This window comes from Paractinoplanes tereljensis (assembly GCF_016862435.1).
GTDB classification, from domain to species: domain Bacteria; phylum Actinomycetota; class Actinomycetes; order Mycobacteriales; family Micromonosporaceae; genus Actinoplanes; species Actinoplanes tereljensis.
Window position 1 is genome coordinate 13,588 of record NZ_BOMY01000061.1, and the last position, 18,342, is coordinate 31,929.

Annotated in this window: 19 protein-coding genes; 10 read left to right on the forward strand and 9 right to left on the reverse strand. The window is 69.8% G+C overall.

The features are described from left to right. Positions 1 to 103: 103 nt before the first annotated feature. The 4 genes from Ate02nite_RS45930 (at position 104) to Ate02nite_RS45945 (ending at position 4,085) form a co-directional block, all read left to right on the forward strand. Positions 104 to 736 carry a biotin/lipoyl attachment domain-containing protein gene (locus Ate02nite_RS45930; protein ID WP_203814307.1) on the forward strand — a complete coding sequence of 211 codons (633 nt, stop codon included), beginning with the start codon at positions 104 to 106 and terminating at the stop codon, positions 734 to 736. Continuing rightward, on the forward strand, positions 733 to 2,775 hold the full coding sequence (locus tag Ate02nite_RS45935) for a glycosyl hydrolase (RefSeq protein WP_239148206.1): 2,043 nt from the start codon (positions 733 to 735) through the stop codon (positions 2,773 to 2,775). The genes Ate02nite_RS45930 and Ate02nite_RS45935 overlap by 4 nt, the downstream gene beginning before the upstream one ends. A gap of 150 nt (positions 2,776 to 2,925) precedes the next feature. Then, positions 2,926 to 3,717, forward strand: coding sequence for a nitroreductase family protein (locus tag Ate02nite_RS45940; protein ID WP_203814308.1), 792 nt, complete (start codon positions 2,926 to 2,928; stop codon positions 3,715 to 3,717). A gap of 23 nt (positions 3,718 to 3,740) precedes the next feature. Next, entirely contained in the window at positions 3,741 to 4,085 is a 345-nt protein-coding gene (locus Ate02nite_RS45945) for an STAS domain-containing protein (protein ID WP_203814309.1), read from the forward strand. Positions 4,086 to 4,148: 63 nt separating this feature from the next. Here Ate02nite_RS45945 and Ate02nite_RS45950 read toward each other — a convergent pair whose 3' ends face one another. Then, complete coding sequence (locus Ate02nite_RS45950; protein ID WP_203814310.1) at positions 4,149 to 5,168, reverse strand: fatty acid desaturase family protein; 1,020 nt, start codon at positions 5,166 to 5,168, stop codon at positions 4,149 to 4,151. Between the two features lie 173 nt (positions 5,169 to 5,341). Between Ate02nite_RS45950 and Ate02nite_RS45955 the strand changes: the two genes are divergently transcribed. Both Ate02nite_RS45955 and Ate02nite_RS45960 read left to right on the forward strand, forming a co-directional pair. After that, positions 5,342 to 6,085, forward strand: a complete 744-nt coding sequence (locus Ate02nite_RS45955) for a GAF and ANTAR domain-containing protein (RefSeq protein WP_239148207.1) — start codon at positions 5,342 to 5,344, stop codon at positions 6,083 to 6,085. Next, complete coding sequence (locus tag Ate02nite_RS45960; RefSeq protein WP_203814311.1) at positions 6,085 to 6,804, forward strand: GAF and ANTAR domain-containing protein; 720 nt, start codon at positions 6,085 to 6,087, stop codon at positions 6,802 to 6,804. Before Ate02nite_RS45955 ends, Ate02nite_RS45960 begins: the two co-directional genes overlap by 1 nt. 15 nt (positions 6,805 to 6,819) lie before the next feature. On the opposite strand, the gene Ate02nite_RS45965 is transcribed toward Ate02nite_RS45960, so the two are convergent. Then, complete coding sequence (locus tag Ate02nite_RS45965; protein ID WP_203814312.1) at positions 6,820 to 7,245, reverse strand: DUF5994 family protein; 426 nt, start codon at positions 7,243 to 7,245, stop codon at positions 6,820 to 6,822. A 263-nt stretch (positions 7,246 to 7,508) separates the two neighbouring features. Here Ate02nite_RS45965 and Ate02nite_RS45970 point away from each other — a divergent pair, with 263 nt between their 5' ends. The 3 genes from Ate02nite_RS45970 (at position 7,509) to Ate02nite_RS45980 (ending at position 9,061) form a co-directional block, all read left to right on the forward strand. Beyond that, on the forward strand, positions 7,509 to 7,835 hold the full coding sequence (locus Ate02nite_RS45970) for a DUF5994 family protein (protein WP_203814313.1): 327 nt from the start codon (positions 7,509 to 7,511) through the stop codon (positions 7,833 to 7,835). A 63-nt stretch (positions 7,836 to 7,898) separates the two neighbouring features. Continuing rightward, positions 7,899 to 8,453, forward strand: coding sequence for an RNA polymerase sigma factor (locus tag Ate02nite_RS45975; protein ID WP_203814314.1), 555 nt, complete (start codon positions 7,899 to 7,901; stop codon positions 8,451 to 8,453). Positions 8,454 to 8,542: 89 nt separating this feature from the next. Then, positions 8,543 to 9,061: a hypothetical protein gene (locus tag Ate02nite_RS45980; RefSeq protein ID WP_203814315.1), complete on the forward strand. Its 519-nt coding sequence runs from the start codon at positions 8,543 to 8,545 to the stop codon at positions 9,059 to 9,061. Here Ate02nite_RS45980 and Ate02nite_RS45985 read toward each other — a convergent pair. The 7 genes from Ate02nite_RS45985 to Ate02nite_RS46015 all read right to left on the reverse strand — a co-directional run bounded on the left by Ate02nite_RS45985 (position 9,058) and on the right by Ate02nite_RS46015 (position 16,378). Next, complete coding sequence (locus Ate02nite_RS45985; RefSeq protein ID WP_239148208.1) at positions 9,058 to 10,323, reverse strand: serine/threonine-protein kinase; 1,266 nt, start codon at positions 10,321 to 10,323, stop codon at positions 9,058 to 9,060. The genes Ate02nite_RS45980 and Ate02nite_RS45985 overlap by 4 nt on opposite strands. Positions 10,324 to 10,390: 67 nt before the next feature. Further along, positions 10,391 to 10,594 carry a cold-shock protein gene (locus Ate02nite_RS45990; protein WP_203814316.1) on the reverse strand — a complete coding sequence of 68 codons (204 nt, stop codon included), beginning with the start codon at positions 10,592 to 10,594 and terminating at the stop codon, positions 10,391 to 10,393. 83 nt (positions 10,595 to 10,677) lie between these two features. Beyond that, positions 10,678 to 11,697: an ABC transporter ATP-binding protein gene (locus Ate02nite_RS45995; RefSeq protein ID WP_239148209.1), complete on the reverse strand. Its 1,020-nt coding sequence runs from the start codon at positions 11,695 to 11,697 to the stop codon at positions 10,678 to 10,680. Continuing rightward, a complete protein-coding gene (locus tag Ate02nite_RS46000; RefSeq protein ID WP_203814317.1) occupies positions 11,694 to 12,707 on the reverse strand; it encodes an ABC transporter ATP-binding protein in 1,014 nt (337 codons plus the stop codon). The genes Ate02nite_RS45995 and Ate02nite_RS46000 overlap by 4 nt, the downstream gene beginning before the upstream one ends. Then, a complete protein-coding gene (locus Ate02nite_RS46005; protein ID WP_203814318.1) occupies positions 12,704 to 13,609 on the reverse strand; it encodes an ABC transporter permease in 906 nt (301 codons plus the stop codon). The genes Ate02nite_RS46000 and Ate02nite_RS46005 overlap by 4 nt, the downstream gene beginning before the upstream one ends. Then, positions 13,602 to 14,585: an ABC transporter permease gene (locus Ate02nite_RS46010; RefSeq protein ID WP_203814319.1), complete on the reverse strand. Its 984-nt coding sequence runs from the start codon at positions 14,583 to 14,585 to the stop codon at positions 13,602 to 13,604. Before Ate02nite_RS46010 ends, Ate02nite_RS46005 begins: the two co-directional genes overlap by 8 nt. Before the next feature lie 65 nt (positions 14,586 to 14,650). Continuing rightward, positions 14,651 to 16,378, reverse strand: a complete 1,728-nt coding sequence (locus tag Ate02nite_RS46015; RefSeq protein WP_203814320.1) for an ABC transporter family substrate-binding protein — start codon at positions 16,376 to 16,378, stop codon at positions 14,651 to 14,653. 467 nt (positions 16,379 to 16,845) lie between these two features. Here Ate02nite_RS46015 and Ate02nite_RS46020 point away from each other — a divergent pair, with 467 nt between their 5' ends. Continuing rightward, positions 16,846 to 18,216 (forward strand): AfsR/SARP family transcriptional regulator, encoded by a 1,371-nt coding sequence (locus Ate02nite_RS46020; protein ID WP_203814321.1) that lies wholly within the window; start codon positions 16,846 to 16,848, stop codon positions 18,214 to 18,216. Positions 18,217 to 18,342 lie beyond the last annotated feature (126 nt).

Here is an 18,342-nt window from a genome sequence, read left to right on the forward strand (position 1 = left end):
CACCATCGAAGCTCCCGTCGAAACTTCACCGGAAACGCCCCCGCCGCCCAGTAAAGGCCGATTGCGGAAGGCTTTGCGGGTCACGCGTACCATTCTCGTTGTCTTGATCTTGCTGGCTGTGGCCGTTGGCGGCGGCAGCTACGTCGTGCGGCAGCGCCTCGCCGAACGGACCATGGTGGACGCCGGCACCGCCGTGCTGACCGCGCAACCGATCACCGTCGGCTCGGCCGACGCCGCCGTCGTCGACAAGGTGCTGGTCGCGGAGCGCAAGACCGTGGCCGCCGGGACGATCCTGGCCGCGATCACGCTGACCTCGGACGGGGGAGCGCCGCGGGTGCAGGAGCTGGAGGCGCCGGCCGCCGGCATCGTCACCGAGATCAATGTCGCGCCGGGGCAGATCGCCCGGGCCGGTGAACCGATCGTCACGCTGTACGACCCGGCCAAGCTGTCCTTCCAGGTCGACGTGCCGTTGGAGACGTTGCGGCAGCTGCGGCTGGGGATGACCGCCTACGTGAGCGGGCCTGGCCTGTCCGGCCGGATCACCACGAAACTGCAGGAGGTCGAGGCTCGCGTCGATACTCAGGCCACGGCCACGCCGGACCTGCTCACCGTCGTGCTCAAGCCTGACCCGGCCGCCCTCTCGACCGTGCGGACGCTGGTGCCCGGGTTGCGGTTCGACGTTGTCGTGGACACCACCACGGCCTCCGGTGGAACCCCGGCGGTGAACAGCGCGTGAGTCGCCTCCTTGTCGCTTTTGCGATGATCGCCGTCCTGGCCGCTTGCAGTTCCGCTGCTCCGAAGGAAAGTGGCTCGATCACGGAAGACGCCGCGAAACCGCGGCTCGGCGTTCCCGCGGTTACCGGCCGCGGGAGCATTGCCGGCACCCTGCCGGCCGCCTCCGCGCCGACCAAGACCCCCGCCCAGGCCGGTGACCTGGCCGGGCAGGCGCTGCCCACCAACCAATGGTGGAGTTCGGCGCTGACCGGGCCGCGCACCCAGCCGATCTGGGCGCACCCGCTCGCCGTGCAGGCCGCGGCGGGCGGGGTGCAGATCAGCGGCGCGGCCGTCACCGCCTCGGCGAACGCCATCATCACCCCGTTCCTGCCCGCGCTCACCGCGGCCGGCGCCACCGGCCCGGTCAGCGTCGCCTCCTACGGCGCCTTCCATGTGGTACTGCGGGTGGGTCAGGTCGAGGTCACGCTGGTGCAGGGCAGCCCGGTGGTGTGGCTGCGGTTCGCCGACAAGGCGCCCACCCTGACCGGCGCGTTCCAGGACGTCGGCAGCTCGGACAGCCGGGCCCGGCTCGACATCGCGGGCGGGCGCTGGGATGTCCTCGGCACCGGCCTGACGCTGAGCGGAACCACCGTCACCGGTACCGGCGAGCAGATCGCCGTCGCCCGGGTGCCGGCCGGGGCCGACCGGGCGAGCTGGGAAAAGGCCAGCACGGCCGATCCGGTGGTGCGGACCACGGCCGCGATGGCGTACGACGAGAAGGCCGGCACGGTCACCCAGACCCTCACCGCCGAGCGGGCCGGCGGTGGCACCGGGGCGTGGGCGCTGCTGCCGCACCAGCAGGCCGGGCAGACCCCGCTGGCGGGCTCCTATCCGGACGCGCGCGGCACGATGTCCCTGGTGGTGGCCTCCTCGATCCGGATCACCGTGCCGATGCCGGGACTGCTGACCAGCGTGCCCAAGGTGCCGCTGAACGCGGCCGCTCGGACTGCGGTGCTGACTGACCTGGACCGGGACCTGGCCGACCCGCCCGGTGCCGGCGGCAGCTACTTCGGACTCAAGGAACTCGGCCGGCTGGCCACCATCGCCGAGGTGGCCGGCGCGGCCGGTGCTTCCGCGCAACGGCAGAAGGCGCTCGACCGGCTGCGCCCGCAACTGGTCGACTGGCTGACCTACGGCGGCCCGTCCGACGCGCGCTACTTCGGCTACGACAAGGTCTGGGGCGGGCTGATCGCGGTGCCCGCCGAATTCGGCGCCAACGACTACAACGACCATCACTTCCAGTACGGCTACCTGGTGCGCGCCGCCGCGGTGCTGGCGGCGGCCGACCCCGGGTTCGCCCACGACTACGGCGACGTCGTCGACCTGATCGTCGGCGACTACGCCGGCTCGAAGACGCCCGGGTTGCCGCCGTTCCGGGTGTTCAACGCCTATCTCGGCAGCTCGGCGGCGTCCGGGTTCGCGCCGTTCGCCGACGGCAACAACCAGGAGTCGTCAAGCGAGGCGGTGGCGGCCTGGGAGGCCGTGGTCCGCTGGGGCCTGGTCCGCGGCAACGCCGAGATGACCGCGTACGGCGTCACCCACTACGCGCTGGAAGCGGCGACGGCCCGGATGTACTGGCTCGGCGCCGGGCTCACCCGCCCGGCCGGGTACGCGCACACCACGGCCGGCATCGTCTGGGACGCCAAGGTCGACTACGCGACGTGGTTCGACCCGAAGCCGGAGTCGATCCTCGGCATCCAACTGCTGCCGCTGACCGCCGGCTCGTTCTACCGCGGCCCGTCGGCGGTGCGCGAGCGGGAGCTGGGTGACAAGCCGGTGGTCTGGGGCGACCTGTTCGCCGCCGACCTGGCCCTGTCCGACCCGGCCGCCGCCCGCCGACGGCTCGACGCCGGGGTCACCCGGGAGGAGAGCACCAGCCGGGCCATGGTCCGGTACTGGATCGAGGCACTGGTGGTGCTGGGACCGCCGAAACCCGGTTCCGTTCAACCGGTCGGAGCGCTGGCGTTCGGGTCGCGGGTCGCCGGGAATCCCGGACGGTAACGCCGCCCGGCCGGGGTCCAGGCGGAGTAGGGTGATGTTCGCATCCACCGCCTGGACCCAGCGGGTTTTACCTGACGTCCGGCGTGCCATCAGAGGTGTCACCAAACCGGGCCGGTCGTCGGCATGACCTACCCGGCAAGGACGTTCTTCATGGACATCGACGCCCTGACTCACCCCACCGACACCCGGTCCGGGGCCCTGGCCCTGGCCGATGCGGCCGCGACCGCCGGATACGCTCCCTCGATCCACAACACCCAGCCGTGGCGGTGGCGCCTTACCGGCACCACCCTCGACCTGCATCTGGTTCGCAGCCGCATCCCGCCGGGCACCGATCCGGACGCTCGCCTGGCCACCCTGAGCTGCGGTGCCGCCCTGCACCACGCCCGGATCGCGATGGCCGCGCACGGCTGGCAGATCACGGTGAACCGGATGCTGCGGGGCGCCGACCGTGATCTGCTCGCCCGGCTGCACGTCCACCGGCGGGCACCGGTCGATCTCACGTCCGCGAAGCTGCTTCGCGCCGTCCCGACCCGGCAGATCATCCGCCGTCCGGGCGTCGACACCACGGTGACCCGGGAAGCCTTGACGGCGATCACCACCGCGGTCGAGGCCGAGGACACCCGGTTGTACGAGATGCGGGCCGGCCAGCTCTTCGGGAAGGACACCGTACTGCTGCACGCCGCCCACGACGAACCGTTCGACTGGCTGCGCGCCGGCGAAGCGGTCTCCGCCGCCTGGCTCACCGCCACCGGCAACGACATCTCGGTCGTGCCGCACAGCGCCCCGATCGAAACCGCCGCCACCCGCCAGTCGCTGCGCACGATGATCGCCGACGCCGGTTTTCCCTGCCTGTTGCTGCGCCTCACGCCGGCCGGCCCGGCCGTGATCGGGCTGCCGCGCCCGGCACGCCGACCGGCCAACCAGACCATCGAGCGATATTGATCCCCCCGGAGGGGAGGGCCACCGTGAATCTCGCCATCACCAGCCGAAGCACCGCGACCAGTGTTCGCCTCAACGTCTCGGGCGAGATCGACCTGGATACCGCCGGCCAGCTCGACGACGCCATCGCCGCGGTGCTGGGTACCGGCGCCGACCGGCTGGAGGTCGACCTCTCCGGCACCACCTTTTGCTCCTGTGCGGGCATCACCGCCCTGCTCAACGGCCGCCGCGAGGCCGTCGCCAGGCAGGTGGGATTCGAGGTGGTCAACGCGACCGGCATCCCGCTGCGGGTGCTGCAGCTCACCGGCGTGAGCAGTCTTCTCACCACTCGCAGCCATCGACCGCCTCGCCGGCCGGTCGAGGCTGCCTGACGCGGCTCGCCCGGTGGGCCGGTGCCGAGGGGGAATCGGCCCGCCGGGCAAGTCGTGCCGCGATCAACCGGCCGGGAGACGGCCGATCGTGTCGAGATGCCGCAACGCCTGCGCGTACGACGGGATCAGGCCGGTCTCCAGGTAGGACACCTGGTGGTCGCGGCAGAAGGCCCGGACGAGGGGCTGGGCGTGCCGCAGGTTACCGCGCGGCATCGACGGGAACAGGTGGTGCTCGATCTGGTAGTTGAGCCCGCCCAGGCCGAAGTCGGTGAGCCAGTGACCGCGCACGTTGCGCGAGGTGAGGACCTGCCGGCGCAGGTAGTCGGCGTCGTCGGCGGCGCTGAGCGGCGGCATGCCCTTGTGGTTGGGCGCGAACGAACAACCGAGATAAAGGCCGAACAGGCCCTGGTGGATCGCTACGAACGCGACCGCCTTGCCGGGGGAGAGAACCACAAAGACCAGGATCAAATACGCGACGATGTGTACGCCGATCAGCAGCGCCTCGCGCAACCGTGGCCGATCCCGCCCGCCGCGGAGATATCGCATGCTCGCGACCCGCAGGTTGACCGCCTCGAGCAGCAGCAACGGGAAGAACGTCCACGCCTGGTAGCGGTAGAACATCCGGGCGACCGGCCCGCTGGCCTGGGCCTGCCCGGCGGTGAAGATCAGCGCCCCGGCCCCGATGTCCGGGTCCTTCTCCTCGTCGTTGGGGTGGGCGTGGTGGCGGCTGTGCTTGTCCACCCACCAGCCGTAACTGAATCCCACGCCCAGGTTCGCGAACGCGACGCCGAACAGATAGTTGGCCCGGCCCGAGCGGAAGATCTGCTTGTGCCCGGCGTCGTGGCCGAGGAATCCCAGCTGGGTGGAGACGACCGCGAAGTACGCCGCGATGGCCAGCTGCCACCACGAGTCGCCGAGGAGCAGGAACGCGGCCACTCCGGCCGCAGCGAGGACGAGGATGAACGCGATCTGCCCGGTGTAGTAACCCGGACGCCGGTCCAGCAACCCGGCCTGCTTGATGGTTCGCGACAATTCCGCGAAAGCGCTGCCGCGCGCGGGCGCGATCACTTCGGTTGACTGCATGGACGCTCCAGCTTGACGCCGCCTGTGGGAAACGTCGCCGGGGTCCGGGGCGAGCAGGCCCAAGTATTACCCACCTCCGGTGCGTTGACACCCGAGCAGGTAGGATCCCGAGTTATTCAACAGGCTGCTGCCCCGGACCACGGCGGTTCCTCGGGTCAGGAAGAGGTGCGGCCGTGGATGAACTGCTCGCCCGAGTCGCGCGCCTGATCGCCGACGAACCGCCACGGGACGCTGACCGAGCCGGAGTCGGCGGAGCGTTACGCCGGTTGTGCAGTGCCGCTGGGCGGTCGCTGGCCGCCTCGGGAGTTGGGGTGAGCGTGATGGCCGAGGACGGCATGCGCGGCGTGGCGGCGGTGTCCGAGCCCGCCTACGAGGCCATCGAGGAACTCCAGTTCACTCTCGGCGAAGGCCCCTGCCTGGAGGCTTTCGCCACCCGCCAGCCGGTGCTGGTCCCGGAGCTCGCCGGCCCGGCGATGCTGCGGTGGCCCGGCTACACGCCGGCCATTCACGATCGTGGGCTGCGCGCGGTGTTCGCGTTCCCGTTGCAGGTCGGCGCCGCACGCCTCGGCGTCCTCGACGTGTTCCGGGCCGAGGAGGGTGCGCTGTCGGCCGGGCAGGTCCGGCAGGCGCTGACCTTCGCCGACGTAGCGGTCACCACGTTGCTCGACGAGCAGGAACGGGCCGCGCCGGGAACGGCGGCCGAGGGCCTCGACGAGGTGATGGGACAGCGCGCGGAGGTGTACCAGGCTCAGGGGATGGTGTCGGTGCAGATGGGCGTGACCCTGGTCGACGCACTCGCTCGGCTGCGTGCCTACTCCTACGCCGAGAACCGCCCGCTGGGAGAAGTCGCGCGCGACGTGGTGGCGCGTAGGCTGACCTTCGACAGCGACCAGCCTGGAGAGGAACGGTTGACCTGATGTCCACTGTTTCCGCCGCACGGCTCTCGTCCGTGTTCGTAGAGGTCGCCGACACCCTCGTCGACGAGTTCGACGTGATCGAGTTCCTGCAGATGCTCACCTCGCGGGTGGCGGGGTTCTTCGACACCGCGGCGGTCGGCCTGATGCTCGCCGACCACCGCAACCGCCTCAACTTCATGGCCGCCTCCGACGAGAACGCCCGGCTCATGGAGCTCATCCAGCTGCAGTACGACGACGGTCCATGCCTGGACGCCTTCCGCAGCGGCCGGCCGGTGACCAACGTAAGTCTCGAAGGGGCCGAGAGTCGCTGGCCGCAGTTCGCGCCCCGCGCGTCCGAGGCCGGATTCGAGTCGGTGCACGCGTTCCCCTTGCGCCTGCGTAAGGAGGTGATCGGCGCGATGGGCGTTTTCGCCGGCGCCGTCGAACTCGACGAGTCGGACAACCACATCGTGCAGTCGCTGGCCGACGTCGCCGTGATCGGGTTGCTGCAGGAACGGGCCATCCGCCGCGGCGAGGTCCTCTCCGAGCAACTGCAGAAGGCCCTGAACAGCCGGGTCGTCATCGAGCAGGCCAAGGGCATCATCGCGCAGGCCCATGGGGTGACCCCCGACCAGGCGTTCGTCCTGATCCGGGACTACGCCCGCAGCCACAACCGGCGCCTCGGCGAGGTCACCCACGGCATCGTCACCGATCTGCCCACGGTGTCAGACCTGAGGTAAAGCCGGATGGCCCGATCAGCCGACGTGCTTGATGTCGGCGAGCAGTTCGGGTGTTCGCTGCCGGTTCTTTCCGTCGGCCGCGGCGGTCAGTGCGGCGTCGGCCGAGTCCGGGCTCGCGTCCGGCGGGATGACCAGAAGATCGAATCGGTCGCGGCCGAACTCGCTCACCACGGTGATCAACCCGGCCGGTTGGGAGGTGTACCAGCCGAGGTTCACCCGGCGGGAACCGGTAGCGGCTCGGCGGTCGTGCGGGAGGTCCCACTCGGCGGCGTTCAACAGGACGTGGGTGATCTCCCCGCGGGCGTCGCCCAAGGCGTCGAGCAGGCGGGGGAGTTCCTCGACCGCGTTCGTCGAGCGGGGCCACCAGGCCCCGTCGAGGACGGTGGTCCGGGAGGAATCCGGGTCCAGCCGCAGGCGTGCGTCAATGGTGGCCGATGTCATCAGAAAGCCTCTCTCTCGACGACGTCCGCCCTCAGGGGCGGGCGCGATGTGCGCACGTCGGAGAAAGTCGAGAAGCCGCTTCTACCCCCACAGTACGCGGCTTACCGGCGGCTGCGCGTACGGTGGGGTAAGTAGATCCGCACGCACCGGCCTCGGTGGACCTCGTCCTCGCCCTTTCCCAGGGTTGGGCCCCGCGCCCGCGATTGGTCCACAACGATGGGAACCCACCAATGGCCTCACGGCCTGCACTCGAATCGCCCCGGATGCGGCTCGAGCCGGTTTGGTTGCACCACACCCTGCTCGACGGAACCTGGTGGCCGGAATCGGCCGACCCCAGCCTGGAACTGCCCGTCATGCTGTCGATCCTCCAGGACGCGCACGGCCCGGTGACCCGGTTGCTGTTGAGCGCCGCGGGCTGGTCGGCCCGGCCGCACCAGGTGGTCATGGGTGGCCGTCCGGTCAGCATCGGCTATTGCTCCGACCAATCCCCGTCGATGATGCGGGTTTTCTGCGCCGACGGCCGCACGTTCATCCTGCGCGTCGCGCCTTCCGGGTTGCCGCTGCAACGGGTGGGCGGGCCGGCCGACTGACCCTGTTTCATCTGGCACGCCCGCCGCGCTGCCGCCGTTGACAATCGCGCGCATGCTCGGCCGATGGCGTACCCGACAATTGCCGAAATTGATCGAGCTGATATCGAGAAATTGGCTCGGGAAGCGGCCGCGGGCGACCCGGTCGCGCTGAACTCCCTGCTGTCCGCGATCCGGCCGGAGACTCTCCGGCTGTGTGCGCGCTTTCTGCCGAACCGGGAGGACGCGGAGGAAGCGTGCCAGGACGCGCTGTGGGCGGTGACCCGCGGCATCGGCGACTTCCAGGGCCGCTCCACGTTCCGGACCTGGCTGTACGGCCTGACCGCCAACCGGGCTCGGTCGACCTACCAGGCGCTGCGCCGCCGGCACGAGAGTGGCGGCCCGCTGCCTGATCCGCCCGACCCGAGGCGGACCAGCGTGGTGGCCGGCACCCGGCTGGACCTGCTGGAGGCCCTGGACGAGCTGCCTGCGGAGTATGCGGAGGCGGCCACCCTCCGGGACGTGCTCGGCCTCGGTTACGGCGACATCGCCACCCTGCTCGATGTACCGGTGGGGACCGTGAAGTCGCGTATCCACGAGGCCCGGCGGCGGCTGCGTCTGCGGCTCAGCGATTACCGATAACCAATGACCTTGCGAAATCCGCGAACAAAAGGCGGTAACGGCGTGACCAACAGAGTGACCGAGCAGAAAGTCAACGAAAGAGAGTTGTCATGCGTCACTCGAAGTTTCGTCGTATCGCGGCCGCCGGTGCGCTCGCCCTGATCGTGACGACTCCGCTGGCCGCCTGCGGCGACCCGGCGGTGTCACCGCGGCCGGCGGAGGCGGCCACCCCGAGCCGCGCCCCCGCGTCGGCCGCCCCGAAACCGGCCGCCCCGAAACCGGCCGCCACGAGAACATCGGCCGAGCCGGTGCGGACCCGCACCGTGAAACCGAGCCGGACGACGACAAAGCCGAAGCCGACCGGCACCTGCCTGGGTGCCGTCCGGTACGACCTGGACCTGCGGAACACCGTGCTGGACCTGGTCAAGTCGATGTGCTTCCACACCGGCGGGGTGCTGCGCCTGCAGGGAATCGGGCCGGGCCTGGTGACCGCGACCCCCGAGTCGCTCCGGTCGCAGAGCTACGAGGGCGGCGTGGTGGACATTCGCTTCCTCCGGCCGGGAACGGTCACCGTGATGATCCCGCAGGACGACAAGACGTACACGATCGAGGTCGTGGTCATCTCCTAGGGCCGCACCTCTACCCCGGCGAGCAGCGTGTCGACGAAGGTCGACGAGTTGGTCGCCGGCGGTGCGATCTGGACGTAGATCAGCCCGGTGCCGGCCGCCTCGACCAGCATGCCTCGCCGGTCCGGGCAGAGGTAGGCGGCGATCACCCAGTCGATGCCGGCCTGCCGGCTGCGCCGCACCGGTTCCGGCGCGCAGCCGGCGTGCGGAATGCCGGCGACGAATCTCTCCGGTGAGCCGCCGTCGGGCACCAACCCGAGGAAAGCCCCCCGCACCGCATCGTCGGTGCGCCAACGGGCCGGGTCGGGGGAGATCACCAGCGCCGGCCCGGACCAGCGGCCGGGCTGGGCCCGCCAGCCGTCCGGGAGCCGTACCGAGATCCGGCCGGTCCGGTCCGTCGCCACCCCGGCCGGCCGGGAGGTGTCGGCGGCCAGCACCGACACCGCGGCGGCCGACGCGAACGCCATCGTCACCCGGGCGGTGCGGGCCATCGGTTTGGTGGTGGTGGCCCGGTCGAGGGCGGTCGCCATCGCCCGGGCATCCGGATAGCGGCCGGCCGGGCGCTGTGTCGTGGCGGTCCGGAGCACGTCGGCGACCTTGCGCGGTGCGCCGGGGCGGAGCCGTACCGGCCCGTCCGGCCGGCGGCGCACCGGTGCACCGAGCAGCCGGATCCCGAGCTGACCCAGGCCGTACACGTCGGTGCGCCGGTCGACGACGGCCAGTGGGTCGTCCTGCTCGGGTGCCATGTAGCCGGGCGTGCCGGCGCGGGCGGTCATCCCGGAGGCGGTGGCGAGCGCCTTGGCCAGCCCGAGATCCGCGACCATGACCTGGCCGGCCCGGAAGAGAATGTTTCCCGGCGTCAGATCACGATGGACGATGCCGTGGTCGTGCAGCACCGCGACGCCGTCACAGATCGCCCGCAACAGCGGTGCGGCCTGCCGAACCGGGATCGGTCCCCGCGCCAGCCGATCGCGCAGGCTGCCGCCGTCGGCCCAGCCCATCACCGTGTAGGGCCGGCCGTCGGGCAACTCGCCGAGGGCGTGCACCGACACGATCCGATGGTCGTCGAGCTGCCAGAGCATGCGCGCCTCGTCCCGGAATCGTTCCCGGATGCGCAGGTCATGACTCCAGTTCTCGGCCAGGACCTTGATCGCCACATGGGCGCCGAGCGCCGCGTCGTATCCCAGCCAAACGGTCGCGAAGGAACCGATGCCGAGCAACCGTTCGATGCGGTACGACCCGATCCGGACCGGAGAGGTCACCACGGACCGAGCATAGAGCGCGGGTGGAGTGCCGGCCGGTCGGGCGACCGGCCGTCACCAAGCCGCTGGATCAGACCGGGCGGATGTTCTCCGCCTGGGGGCCCTTGGCGCCCTGGGCCACGTCGAACTCGACCTTCTGGTTTTCCTCGAGGGTGCGGAAGCCCGAGGTCGCGATGGCCGAGAAGTGCGCGAACACGTCGGCGCCACCGCCGTCCGGCGTGATGAATCCGAAGCCTTTGTCACCGTTGAACCACTTGACGGTACCGGAAGCCACTATTTCTCCTTTTTAGAATGTGAAAACGCCTGACAGGTCAAGATGACCCATCAGGCGTCTAAACGTCCTAAGGCTAGCACGTACTAAATGAGCGTCAGCGCCTCGGCATAGTGGCAGGCGGTCTGATGTCCCTGGCCCCGCTCGGCGAGCGCGGGAATTTCGTCAGTGCATTTCTTGCGTTCATCGTCAGTTAGCTGACCAGCGAACTTGGGGCACCGGGTGCGGAAACGGCAACCACTCGGCGGTGACACCGGACTCGGTACGTCACCCGCGAGAATTACTCGTTTTCGAGTCCTTTCCTTTTTCGGATCGGGCACCGGAATAGCCGAGATCAACGCTTGGGTGTACGGGTGGGCGGCGTTCCGGAACAGATCTTCCACCGCGGCTATCTCCACGATCCGGCCCAGGTACATCACCGCCACCCGGTCGGCGATGTGCCGCACCACCGACAGGTCGTGCGAGATGAACAGATAGGACAGTCCGAGCTCGTCCTGCAGGTCCTCGAGCAGGTTGATCACGCCGGCCTGGATGGAGACGTCCAGGGCCGACACCGGCTCGTCCAGGACCAGCAGCTTCGGTTGCAGGGCCAGGGCCCGGGCCACGCCGATGCGCTGGCGCTGACCGCCGGAGAACTCGTGCGCGTAGCGGTTGCCGTGCTCGGGACTCAGGCCGACCATCTTCAGCAGATCGCGGACCTTGTCCCGCTTGTAGACACCGTGGATGCGCAGCGGCTCCGCGATGATCTCGTTGACCGTCATCCGGGGGTCCAGCGACGCGTACGGGTCCTGGAAGACGATCTGCATCTCGCGGCGCAGCGGGCGCATCTGACTGCGGGACAGCGGCACGATGTCCCGGTCCTGGAAGCGGATCTCGCCGGCGGTGGCCGGCACCAGGTTGAGCAGCAGGCGCCCGGTGGTGGTCTTCCCGCAGCCGGACTCGCCGACCAGGCCGAGCGTCTCGTGCGAGTAGATGTCGAAGTTGACGTCGCAGACCGCGTGCACGTCGCCGACCTGACGGCGCAGGACGCCGCGGGACCGGACCGGGAAATGCTTGACCAGCCCGCGTACGGAGACGATCGGGGTCTTAGTCGGGGCCAGGGTCACGAGAACACCTCTTCGGCGGTGGCCGAGGCGAGCTCGGTGTGGAAGTGGCAGGCGGCCTGATGGCGCGGGTTGGTCGTGCCGGTCAGCGCCGGTTCGGACGCCTCGCAGAGATCCCGCACCTTCGGGCAGCGCGGCCCGAACGGGCAGCCGGGCGGCAGGTTGAGCAGCGACGGCGGGGTCCCGGTGATCGGGATCAGCCGGGGCCGGCCGGACTCGTCGATGCGGGGCAGGCTGCCCAGCAGGCCCAACGTGTACGGCATCCGGGGCTGGTAGAAGATCTCGTCCACCGTGCCGGTCTCGACCAGCTTGCCGGCGTACATCACGTTGACCCGGTCGGCGTGCCCGGCGATGACCCCCAGGTCGTGGGTGATCAGGACGAGCGCCGCGCCGGTCTCCTTGCGCGCCGCCTCCAGGGCTTCCAGCACCTGGGCCTGCACCGTCACGTCGAGCGCGGTGGTCGGCTCGTCGGCGATGATCAGGTCGGGGTCGTTGGCCATCGCGATCGCGATCACGACCCGCTGCCGCATGCCGCCGGACATCTCGTGCGGATAGCTGTTGACCCGCAGTTGCGGGTTCGGGATGCCGACGACCTCGAGCAGCTCGGCCGCCCGCTGCATCGCCCGCACCTTGCCGACGCTGTGGTGTGCCTGGATCGCCTCGGCGATCTGAACACCCACGGTGTAGACCGGGTTGAGCGAGGTCAGCGGGTCCTGGAAGATCATCGCGACCTTGTTGCCGCGGATCTTCGACATCGCGTCGTCGGTGCGGCCCAGCAGTTCCTCGCCGAGCAGCCGGATCGAGCCGGTGATCCGCGCGTTGCGGGGCAGCAGGCCCATCACCGCGAGCGAGGTCACCGACTTGCCGGAACCGGACTCGCCGACGATGCCGACGGCGTCGCCCCGGCGGACCTGGTAGGAGACACCGCGGACGGCCTGGACGATGCCATCTTCGGTGGGGAAGCCGACGGTGAGGTCGTCGACCTCGAGGAGAACCTCGGAAGGCGCTGTCATTGCCGTACCCTCGTCTGCTTGGGGTCGAACGCGTCCCGCAGGCCGTCGCCGACGAAGTTGATGGTCAGCGCGATGAGGATGATGAACAGGCCGGGGAAGTAGAACAGCCACGGCCGGGTGTTCACCGCGTCCCGGTTGATCGACACGAGCAGCCCGAGCGAGGTGTCCGGGGACTGCACGCCGACGCCGAGGAACGACAGGGCCGCCTCACCGAGGATGCCGGTGGCGATGGTCAGGGTGGCGGTCACCGTGATCGCGCCGAGGGCGTTGGGCAGCAGGTGCCGCAGGATGATCCGGGTGCTGCCGCCGCCGAGGGCCCGGGCCGCCTCGATGAATTCCTGCTCGCGCAGGGAAAGAACCACCCCACGAACCACCCGGGAAACGTACGGCCAGGTCAGCGCGCCGAGGATGATCGCGATCGACCACCACTGGCTGCCGCCGACGCCCTGAGCCGCCACCGCGGCGGCGACCGCGATGGTCGGCAGGGTGAGGATGACGTCGACGATGCGCATCATCAGGAAGTCCCACCGGCCGCGGTAGAGGCCGGCGATCGCGCCCCACAGCGAGCCGAGCACGGTGCCGATCAGCGCGATCGAGAGCGCGATCTTCAGCGACTGCTGGGTTCCGCGCATCACCTGCGCCATCGTGTCGTGGCCGATCAGGTCGGTGCCGAACGGATGGCCCAGCGACGGCGGCTGGGACAAATCGTCGGTGATGTCGGTGAAGCTGTACTTCCAGATCAGCGGCCCGACGTAGGCGAACAGCACCACCAGCAGCAGGAGCACCAGGCTGGTCACCGCGGCCCGGTGCCGGCTGAACCGGCGCAGCACCATCTCGGACTGGGTGCGTTCGCGGACCACTGCTGCTGCTGGTACCGGTACTACCGGCGGGGCGCTAGTCATGACGGATCCTCGGGTCCAGCACCGCGTACAGCACATCGGCGATGACGTTGAAGGCGATGACGACGAGCCCGGCGAGAAGCAGCCAGCCGGCCACCGCGTTGGTGTCGGCCCGGCTGACGCCGGTGAGCAGCATCCGGCCGAGGCCGTTCCAGTTGAAGACGGTCTCGGTGATCACGGCGCCGCCGAGGATCGCCGCGATGTCCAGCGCGGTCACCGTGACCAGCGGGATGAGCGCGGTGCGCAGCACGTGCTTGACCAGCACCTTGCGCCAGGTGAGTCCCTTGGCCCGGGCCAGCCGCACGTAGTCGGAGTTGAGCACCTCGAGCATGGCGGCCCGCTGGTAGCGGCTCCACGCCGCGTACGAGATCAGGGCCAGCGAGATCGTGGGCAACACCAGGTGCCCGACGATGTCGCCGAACTTCCCGGCGGCCGACAGGCTGTCGTAGTTCTGGGAGGTCTCGCCGATCGTGTAGAAGACCGTGGTGCCGGTGGCCTTGTTGTAGCGGACCGCGAAGTCCTTGAGCACGATGGCGATCCAGAACGACGGCATGGCCAGGAAGACGAAGCCGAGGAACGTCGTGGTGTAGTCGAACTTCGAGTACTGCCGGACCGCGCTGAGCACGCCGGTGAGCACGGCCAGGATCAGGGCCAGCAGCATCGCGACCACCACGAGCCGCAGCGTGACGACCGACGAGCGGGCCAGGTTGTCGCCGATGTCGTAGTTACTCTGCACCGACTCACCGAAGTTGCCGTGCAGCACGCCCCAGAGCCAGTGGCCGTACCGGGCGAAGATGTTGTCATCCAGACCCAGACGCTGGGTTTCCAGGTCGATGGTCCGTTGTGGGGCCGGAGGGTTGCGCAGCTTCATCGGTTCGAGCGGGTCACCCGACAGGGCGACCAGCGCGTACGCGAGGAAAGACGCGACAACGAGGACGGGAATGGCGGCGATCAAGCGCCGCACGACGTACGCGAACATGGGTTTCTCCATCAAAGAGCAGGCCGCCGGGTGCGGGGGATCCCACACCCGGCGGCGCTACGGGGCTACTTGGCGGTTGCCTTGAGGCCCCACTCTTCGGTGTTGAACGTCGGCCCGGTCGAGGTGGAGTTCGGCCGGATGTTCACGTAGTCGGACTTGGAGACCATGAAGTTGGCCCGCTGGAACAGCGGCAGGACGTAGTAGTCCTTGGCCATCAGCGCGTCGGCCTGGTTGAGCAGGTCGGCGCCCTTCGCCTCGTCCAGGCCCGCCTGCACACCCGACTTCAGCACCGCGTCGGCCTCCGGGTTGACCCAGTGGCCGTAGTTGCTGTCGCTGTCCTTGCCCCAGAGCTGCTCGGCGCCCTGGAAGAAGAACGGGGTGTTCACCCAGGCGAAGACGATCATGTCGAAGTCACCCGAGTCGAGCGTCGCGCCGAGCGTGTTGGTGGTCTGGATGGTCATGTTGATGCCGAGTTCCTTGAGCTTCGCCTGCACCAGTTCCGCCGTGGCGGCCCGGTTGACGTTGCCCTCGGTGTGCCGGAACCGCAGGGTGACCGCCTCGCCCTTGGGCGTCTTGAGGGCGGTGCCGACCCCGGTGTAGCCCGCGTCGGTCAGCGCCTTCTTCGCACCCTCGATGTCCGCCTTGCCGACGCCGGTGTCGCTGACGACGTCCTTGTAGTACGGGCTCTCGGGCGTGAAGTTGTGGTTCAGCAGCGGCTTGGCGTCTTTCCAGAAGGTGCCGACCGTACGGCTGATGATGCCCTGCACGTCGATCGCCTTGAAGATCGCCTCACGCAGCGCCTTGTCCTTCAGGAACTTGTTCTCCAGGTTGAGGTCGATGTGCTCCCACGAAAGCCCACCGGCGACTCGGTAGTTCACGCCCTGCTGGTTCTGGATCTGGGTGACCATGTCGAGGTTGGGCTGCGGGTCACCGGCGTTGATCTCGCCGTTCTGCAGCGCCGGAACGAACGACGACTGGTCGGTCACGATCTTGAAGATCAGCTTGTCCAGCGACGGCTTCTTGCCCCACCACTTCGGGTTCGGCACCTCCACCAGCTGCTGGCCCTGCGCGTAGCTCTCGATCTGGAACGGACCGCCGGACCAGGTCGGCTGGGTCTTGCCGAAGGCGGTCCAGGACTTGGCCAGACCGGCCGGGGTGCCGTCGTCGCCGGCCGCCTTCGCGATGTGCGCCGGGTAGATCTCGCCGAACAGCGACTTCCAGTCCGGGTAGACCTTGCCGGGCTGGAACGTCGCGGTGACGGTCTTGCCGCCGTCCGAGCCGACCACGCTGGCCAGGATGTCGTAGCCGGAGTTGCTGGACGAGGCGCAGTCCGGGCAGTCCTTGGTGTTGCGGGCCCGGAAGGCGTAGGCGAAGTCGTCGGCGCTGATCGGGGTGCCGTCGCTCCACACCGCCTCGGGCTTGATCTTGTAAACCACGGTCTGCGGGCTGCTGCTCGTGACCTTGGGCTCCTCGGCCACCAGGTTGGTGTTGAGGCCGGGCTTGGTGTCCGGTGCGCCGTAGTAGACGCCGGGGATCAGGCCGCCGAGCATCACCGAGGTGGCGTAGTGCCCACCGTCGGCGCCCACCGTGTTCCAGGTGGCGATGTCCTGCTCTTCGTAGTAGACCAGCGAGCCGCCGGCCTTGGTCTCGCCGGTATTACAGGTCAGTGGGGTCTTCGCGCAGGAGTCGAAGCCGAGCAACTCCTCGGTCGGGGTGCCCTCACTGCCGCTGCACGCGGTTATGGCGAGCAACGAAGCGGCCGCGATCGCGATCCCCTTCGAACGGATAGTCATATTTCCTCCGGGCGTGCCGGGGCGCCATCGATCAGAAGGTCGCCGATGCGAGACTGCGGTGTGAGCACATCTGACTGCACACAGTGGAGAACCGCATAGACTCCAGTATCGACTTGTGACTATCCCGTTATTTGATCTAGATCAATTTTACGAGAGCGCAACGCCGCCGGGCGTTGATCGTCGATCAACTTTTCATCTATTTCGTGGGCCTATGGTCGGTTTGCTGGTCGCGGCCGGAGACGCTGTAGGGGAGTGGAACTGGTCGCGTCGCCTCCGTGGTCCTGGGGGATCAACGACTCGGAGGTAAAAGCGGTGCGGTGGCCACGCCGGCCACCGCACCGCACGGCTTCGCGAGGGCTTCCCGACGGCTTCACTTCGGCAGAACTGATCGTTGAGTGGGGTTCACCTACGGTCTGCCCATGACGGTCGTTGTTGCTGGTCACAGGGTTCGGCCCGGGTGCCGGGGGGTGCACCGGCTGGAGTTCCGGGTGCTCGGTGGGGTGCGGGCCTTCCGCAACGGGACGGAGCTGGACCTCGGGTCGCCGCAGCAGCGGACCATGCTCGCGGTCCTGCTGCTGCACGAGGGACAGGTCGTGCAGTGGGCCGACCTGATCGCCGCGGTGTGGGCCGACGGCCCGCCCCGGGCCGCGCTCGGCACCCTGCGCACCTACGCCTCCCGGTTGCGCCGGGTGCTGTCGCCGGCCGCGATCGACGCGACGGCCGGTGGTTACGCGCTGCGACCGGGGCAGTTCGAACTCGACCTCACCGTGTTCCGCGCGCTGGTCCATCGAGGGCGGTCGGCCCGGGCGGCCGGGCGGAACCGGGAGGCGGCCGCGCTTCTCGCCGAGGCCCTCGACGGGTGGCGCGGGGTGCCGCTGGCCGGGGTGCCGGGTGGATACGCCGAGGCCCGCCGGGCCGGGCTGAGCGAGCTGCACCTCGCCGTACAGCTGGAACGCATTGCCCTTGACCTGGAAGAGGGCCGGGCCGGGACCGTGATTCCGCAGCTCACCGCGATGGTCGAGGCGCATCCGCTGCGGGAGCGGCCCCGCGAGCTGCTGATGTCCGGGCTGAGCCGGGCCGGGCGCCGGGCCGAGGCGCTGGCCACCTTCGCCGAGGGAAGGCGGCTGCTCGCCGACGGACTCGGGATGGATCCGGGGCCGGGCCTGCAGGAGATGTTCCGGCAGATCGTGCGGATCGCGCCGGCGCCGGCCCAGCTGCCCCGCGCCCCGGCCGACTTCACCGGGCGGGTCCGCGAGCTGGACCGCCTGGTCGACCGGCTGCGCGGCCCGGGCTCGCCGATCGCCGGGATCACCGGCCCGCCCGGGGTCGGCAAGAGCGTGCTCGCCGCGCGGGCCGGGCACCGGCTGCGGGACGCCTTCCCGGACGGGCAGCTCTACGCCGACCTGCGGGAATCCGGCGAGGACGTGCCGGCCCGGTTCCGGGGTGCCTTCGGGCCGTCCGGCCGATGGCCGGAGATCCTGGCCGGGCGGCGGGTGCTTGTGGTGCTGGACCACGCCGACGATCCGGAGCGGGTGCGCGCGCTGCTGCCGGCGGTGGCCGGATGCGCGGCGATCGTCACCGGGCGGCGGCCGCTGCCGGGATTGCCGGGCGTGTCCTGGTCGGAGCTGGCGGGCTTCGCGCCGGACGAGGGGGTCGAGCTGCTCGCCCGGATGGCCGGGGAGCGGCGAGTGCGGGCCGAGCCGGCCGCCGCCCGCCGGGTGGTGGCGGCCTGCGGCGGGATCCCCGGCCGGCTGCGCATCTGCGGTGCGCGGCTGGCCAGCCGCCCGGAGTGGACGGTCGCGTCGCTGGCGGCATGGGTCATCGCGGACGGCGGCTAGCGATTAGGCTGCGGGGTCTGAACCGGCGACCGCAGGAGTGCGCCCCCGTTGACTGTCCGTTTCACCGTGCTCGGCCCGGTGCGTCTCTGGGTCGGCGACGCCGAGGTCGATCCCGGCGCGCCGAAG